The following is a 1147-nucleotide window of genomic DNA, read 5'->3' as shown; positions in this document are numbered from 1 at the left end:
GTATAATTCATTGCTCAGTTGGTTAAGACGAGGAAAATCTCCTACAAATTGCTATCTTAGTCTCAACGGAAAAATTTGAGCTCAACAGCTTGCGTCTTTCCCGCGGAACATCAGCCGCACACGCAAGCTGCTAAACCGCAACAAACCATACACAATTACGTTATGTGCAAGCTGAAAAAAAATTCAAACTATGATTAAACATTCTCTTATAACATTAATAGTTCTTTTCAATTTCACCTTAGTAATTGGACAAACTGAAATAAAAGTTCCTGAATTTGAAGATTATTACAGTAAAACAGTGCAAATGCTTGAAAGCGGAAAAACTGATATTGACTTTAAATCATTTAGAGAAAGTTTTATTGAAAGTGAACAATTCAAAATTGCGTCTGAAAAAAGCTCAGAATTCAGGAAATTGAAAAAAGAAATGTATCGACAAATGTCTGAATCGAAATACGACAGCATAATTACTACAACAAAAAAAATGTTGAGTATTGACTACACGAGTATGACAGCCCATAAAATATTAAGACAAACTTATAAAATTGTAGGAGATTCAATAAATGCAAAAAAATATAAAGCTATTCAATTCGGTTTATTGTACTCAATCGTAAGAAATGGAGATGGAAAATCTTGTCAAAATGGTTGGCCTGTAATACAAATATCAGAAGAGTACTTCATTTTAAATATGCTTGGAGTTGAATTGAAAACACAAAGTATTGATGGCGGAGTTTGCGACCGAATGGAAGTCCTAGATGAAAACGGAGAAACGAAAGTCTATTATTTCGAAATAAGTAAAGTTTTTGAAGGCAGAGACAATCTGAAAAAAAATAAAGCCAGCACATAACAACGTGTATAATTAATTGCTCAGTTGGTTATAACAAGGAAAAATTCTCACTTAATTCACTATCTTTAAAACTCGGAAAGAATTGCTCGCTCAGCCTTGCACTTTCTCTCCCGCGGAATTTTCGCTGTGAACGGCTCATCCAAGCGCAAAGCGCTTCGGCTGAAATTCCGCAACTAATCATACACAATTACGTTAGGTGCAATTTGCTCACTCAAATGAGAATACCGAAAATAAAAGGAATAATCGACAGACGAATTTTAATCAATTACCAAATTGATAAAGAAGTCTTGGAAAATTATTTAC

General features: G+C 33.7%; 1 protein-coding gene. It reads left to right on the top strand.

The genetic code is table 11. The features are described 5' to 3' along the window. Positions 1-190 precede the first annotated feature (190 nt). Positions 191-844, top strand: a complete 654-nt coding sequence (locus tag ACU8DI_RS15335; protein ID WP_447113670.1) for a DUF4919 domain-containing protein — start codon at positions 191-193, stop codon at positions 842-844. Positions 845-1147 lie beyond the last annotated feature (303 nt).

This window comes from Psychroserpens sp. BH13MA-6, from assembly GCF_052983595.1.
The sequence above is the reverse complement of the archived record's forward strand: the minus strand, read 5'-3'. Positions and strand labels throughout refer to the sequence as shown.

Coding starts and splice junctions, on each gene's coding strand:
- ACU8DI_RS15335 (WP_447113670.1), top strand. CDS start 191: ATGATTAAACATTCTCTTATAACATTAATAGTTCTTTTCAATTTCACC.